The sequence below is a fragment of the Microbacterium umsixpiens genome (assembly GCF_053543675.1).
Genome location: NZ_JBLVOH010000123.1, coordinates 1 through 4271, shown reverse-complemented (window position 1 = coordinate 4271; position 4271 = coordinate 1). Strand labels below are relative to the sequence as shown.

At 69.4% G+C, this 4271-nt stretch carries 4 protein-coding genes; 2 read left to right on the top strand and 2 right to left on the bottom strand.

Annotated elements, in window-relative coordinates:
- Positions 1-24: 24 nt before the first annotated feature.
- Complete coding sequence (locus tag ACNPM4_RS12315; protein WP_029261911.1) at positions 25-768, bottom strand: PspA/IM30 family protein; 744 nt, start codon at positions 766-768, stop codon at positions 25-27.
- A 58-nt stretch (positions 769-826) separates the two neighbouring features.
- Positions 827-2866, bottom strand: a complete 2040-nt coding sequence (locus tag ACNPM4_RS12310; RefSeq protein WP_448985875.1) for a TPM domain-containing protein — start codon at positions 2864-2866, stop codon at positions 827-829.
- 122 nt (positions 2867-2988) lie between these two features.
- Here ACNPM4_RS12310 and ACNPM4_RS12305 point away from each other — a divergent pair, with 122 nt between their 5' ends.
- Entirely contained in the window at positions 2989-3828 is an 840-nt protein-coding gene (locus ACNPM4_RS12305; protein WP_448985874.1) for a DUF3097 domain-containing protein, read from the top strand.
- A 52-nt stretch (positions 3829-3880) separates the two neighbouring features.
- The coding region (locus tag ACNPM4_RS12300) for a tRNA (guanine(46)-N(7))-methyltransferase TrmB (protein ID WP_473965304.1) at positions 3881-4271 on the top strand (391 nt) is incomplete at its 3' end.

Genomic DNA, 4271 nt, shown 5'->3' with positions numbered 1-4271 from the left:
GGCCGGGGACACCCGCTGGTGGTGTCAGTTGCCTTCGATGGCCTGACGGGGAGCGCTGCCGCCGGCCTTGAGCTCGGCGAGACGCGCCTCGACCTCGGTCAGCTCGCCGAGGTCTTCCAGGCTCTCGAACTGCGCGTCGAGGCTGGACGCCGCGAGCTCGATCTTGCCCTGAGCGATGGCCTCCTGGCGACGGACCTTGTCCTCGAACCGGCCCAGCTCGCTGGTGGGGTCGAGCACGTTGATCGAGCCCACTGCGTCCTGCACCTTGGTCTGCGCCTCGGCGACCTTGGCACGCGCGAGAAGCTCGCTGCGCTTGTTCTTGAGCTCGACGAGCTTGTCCTTCATGCCGTTGAGGCCGCTCTTGAGCTTGTCGACGATCTCGGTCTGTGCCGCGATCTGCGGCTCGGCGCCGGTCGCCTCGCGCTCGGCGCTGATCTGGCGCTGCAGCGCGATCTTGGCGAGGTTGTCGAACTTGTCGGCATCGGTGGCGTCGCCGCTCTTGCGCATCTCGTCGGCCTTGCGGCTGGCGGCGAGGGCCTTGTTGCCCCACTCGGTCGCGGCCTGCACATCTTCCTCGTGGTCACGCTCGAGGAGTCGCAGGTTGCCGATGGTCTCGGCGATCGCGGACTCGGCGTCGGCGATGCTGTTCGTGTAGTCGCGAACGAGCTGGTCGATCATCTTCTGCGGGTCTTCCGCGGAGTCCAGGAGGGAGTTGATGTTCGCGCGGACGAGGGTCGAGATACGTCCGAAGATGGACTGCTTGGTCATGCGTGGTTCCTTTCAGAGGGCGTCTTCGAGAGCTTGGCGTATATGTCTGTGTGGCGGATCAGAAGCGTCTACCTCCGGATCGACCGCTGCGGCCTCCACCGCCGCGGGATCCCCCGCCGCCGAAACCGGAGCTACGGAAACCACCGCCCCCGGAGGAGCGCCAGCCGCTGCTGCTGCGGCGGGACGACCCGCCGCCACCACCGGCGAGGAGTCCGCCGATGATGCCGCCGAGGATGTCCCCGCCGATTCCGGAACCGCCGGACGAGGAGGTGGATCCGCCGAACGGGCTGCCCCAGCCGCTGTCGTACCCGGGCGGGTTGTACGCCTGGACGTCGGATTGCGCGGCGGAAGTGGCCTGGCCGGCGAGGGCGAGTGCGCGGTTGGCCTCGGCCAGAGACGCTTCGGGGTCGGTGGCGCGCAGGTTCAACGCCTGGGTGAGACTGGCCTCGGCGTTGGCGAGCCGGGTTCGTGCGGTCGAGCCGACCGTGCCGCGTCGGGTCTCGATGAACTCGCGCGCTGCACGGATCTCGGAATTCGCCTGCGCGAGGGTCTGCTCGAGCATCTGCTGCACGCGGCGCGAGCGCTCGACGCCTTCTCGGCCCTGGGCGATGGCCGCATCGATCTCGGCGTTCGCGGCACTCAGCGCCTCGAGCACCCGTTGCGGATTGCGCTTCGTGCTGGCGAGGTCGGCCTGCGCCAGTTGGAGCTGCTGTGCGGTCGCGGAAGAGGCCGCCGCGATCGCACCGGTCGTATCCGGCAGCTGCTGTGCCGCGGCGAGGTCGGCCTGTAGTTCCGTGACCAGCGCCTGCGACTGTGTCTCGATGGCGGCCAGCTCGGCGCCCAAGGTCGAGACCGCCTGGGCGAGCTGTGCGGCCTGTGCGACCGACTGCTCGGCGGTGCGGATCGCGAAGGCGGCTTCGCCGGATCGGCCGGCCGCGATCGCCTGGGCGGCCGCCTCGATCGAGCGGTCGGCCAGGTCGGCGCGCTCCTGTGCCTGCGCGGGGTTGTCCGCGACCGTGCTCAGGGCTGCCGGGTCATACGTCGCCGACAGTGCGGACAGAGCCGGTGCGGCGGCGGCGAGGATCGGGGTCAGAGCCGCGCGTTCGCCGCGGACCCTCTCGAGTTCCTGCGGCGCATTCTGCTCGAGTTTGCGAAGGGCATCGAAGGCCTCGGTGTTGTCGTCGAGCACATCGTCGATCTCTTCGGCGATCCGGATGATGCGGATGTGCCAGGCCCGACGGTCGTGGATCGTGTCCTCGATCTCGTCGTCGAGCTTCTGCTTGAGGTCGAAGGCCTCAGCGATCTTGGCCTTCGCCGCGTCGACGACGCGGGTGAACTCCTCGGTGGCGCCCTCGCCGAACTGCGCGACCGCGAAGCCGAGCTCTTCCTTGCTCGAGGTGATGGCGTCATCGGCCTGCACGAGTGCGAGCCCGGCCTGCGTTTCGACCTGCTCGTCGGTGAGGGTGGAGAACGGATCAGCGGGGTCGGGTGTCTCCGGCATCGCGCCGCGTCGGCGGATCTCGGCCTTGCGCCGCGCGCGTCGGACGAGCGCGACGATGAGCCAGATGAGCAGAGCGGCGACGATGATCGCGACGACGATGAGGGTGACGCGGAGCGCTCCGGCACCTCCGTCTCCCTGGATCTCATCGGCGGCGAGAGTGATCGCCCCGACCCAGTCGCCGTCGGCGGCGAGCGGGACCATCTTGTCTTCGATGGCGTCGAGCTGGTCGAAGCTCACCGGCCCGTCGGGCGCCGCCGAGATGTAGTAGCTGCGGCCGTCCACCGCGATCGCGAGGAGATACTGCTCGCTGCCGAGGTTGTTGCTGTCGGCGACGGTGTCGGCCCACTGCACGTTGTCGCTCGGGTTGGTGAAGTCGTCCACCAGCACGACGAACAGATCGGCGTTCGAGTTGGCGGTCAGCTCCTCGAGCCGGGCCTCGACAGTGGCTTCTTCATCGGCGCTGAGCACGTCGGCCTGGTCGGTGACGTATCCGGAATCGAGGGTGAGCGGATCGGTGGCGGATGCGGCGGACGCGGTGAACGCTCCTGCCACGGCGGCCAGCGCGAGTGCGGCCAGCGTGAGCCACCGTTTCGTCATCGTGTTCCCTCCGACCGGCAGCCGAGCCCCATGCCATGAGTCTATGCACAGAGCCCGACACGCGACAGCACCAGCGGCGGGTTCGCCGTTCGCCCTCAGCGGAGGCACATACCCTGGAAGGCATGGACGACATGTACGGTTCGGATGTGCTGGCGACAGGCTGGCGCGACCGCGGCGCGAAGAAGGTGCCGCAGGTCGCGGCGGAGGCGGATCTGGTCGTCGAGGTCGCCGATGACGGCTTCTGCGGCGCGGTCACCCGCGTGCAGGCCGGCAACGTCGAGCTGGAGGATCGCGTCGGCCGTCGACGCCTGTTCCCCCTCGGTGGCGGGTTCCTCATCGACGGCGCACCGGTGCGGCTCGTCGTGCCGGCGGCGAAGGAACAGGGTCCGCGGCGCACCGCATCCGGATCGTTCGTCGTCGCGGATCAGCGCGCACGCGTCGCGCTGCCCAGTCGCATCCTCGTCGAGGGCAGACACGATGCCGAGCTGGTGGAGAAGGTCTGGGGCGCCGATCTCCGCGTCGAGGGCGTGGTCGTCGAGTTCCTGCAGGGCGTCGATCTGCTCGACGATCTGCTGACCGCCGAGCCGCCCAGCGCCACCCGCCGATACGGCGTGCTCGTCGACCATCTCGTGCCCGGTTCCAAGGAGACCAGGATCGCGCAGGCCATCGCGCGCGGCCCGCACGGCCGGCACCTCCGCATCGTGGGGCACCCCTTCATCGACGTCTGGCAGTGCGTCACCCCGCGCGCCCTGGGCATCGCGAAGTGGCCGGAGATCCCGCGCGGCATCGAGTGGAAAGTCGGGATCTGCCGGGCCTTCGGGTGGCCCCATGAGACACAGGCCGACATAGCTCGCGCCTGGCAGCACATCCTCTCGAAGGTGACCACCTATCGGGACCTGGAGCCTGCGCTGCTCGGCCGTGTGGAGGAGCTCATCGACTTCGTCACGGCCCCGGCAGACTGACGCCTCCCCGACGGACGCAGGGAGCGCGGGCGCCGACGACTACCCTGGAATCATGCCCGAACCCCGTACCTTCCGAGACGAGCCGGTGTCGTTCGTACGCCGCAGCGGCCGGATGTCCGAGGCGCAGGAGCGCGCCTTCACCGAGCTCGGCCCGCACTACCTGCTCGACGTCCCGCGCGACGTCGCCTGGACCTCGGTGCATCCGGAGGCCCGCCTCGATCCGGCGACGGAGTACGGCCGTGCCGCCGACCTCTATGTGGAGATCGGATCCGGTCAGGGGCACGCGATCGTCGCGGCGGCCTCCTCCCGTCCCGATGACGACTTCCTCGCCGTCGAGGTCTTCCGCGCCGGCCTCGCCCGGACCATGCTCGATGCCGACAGGGAGGGTGCCCGAAACGTCCGCGTCGTCGAGGCGAACGCACCCGAGGTTCTCTCGTCGTACC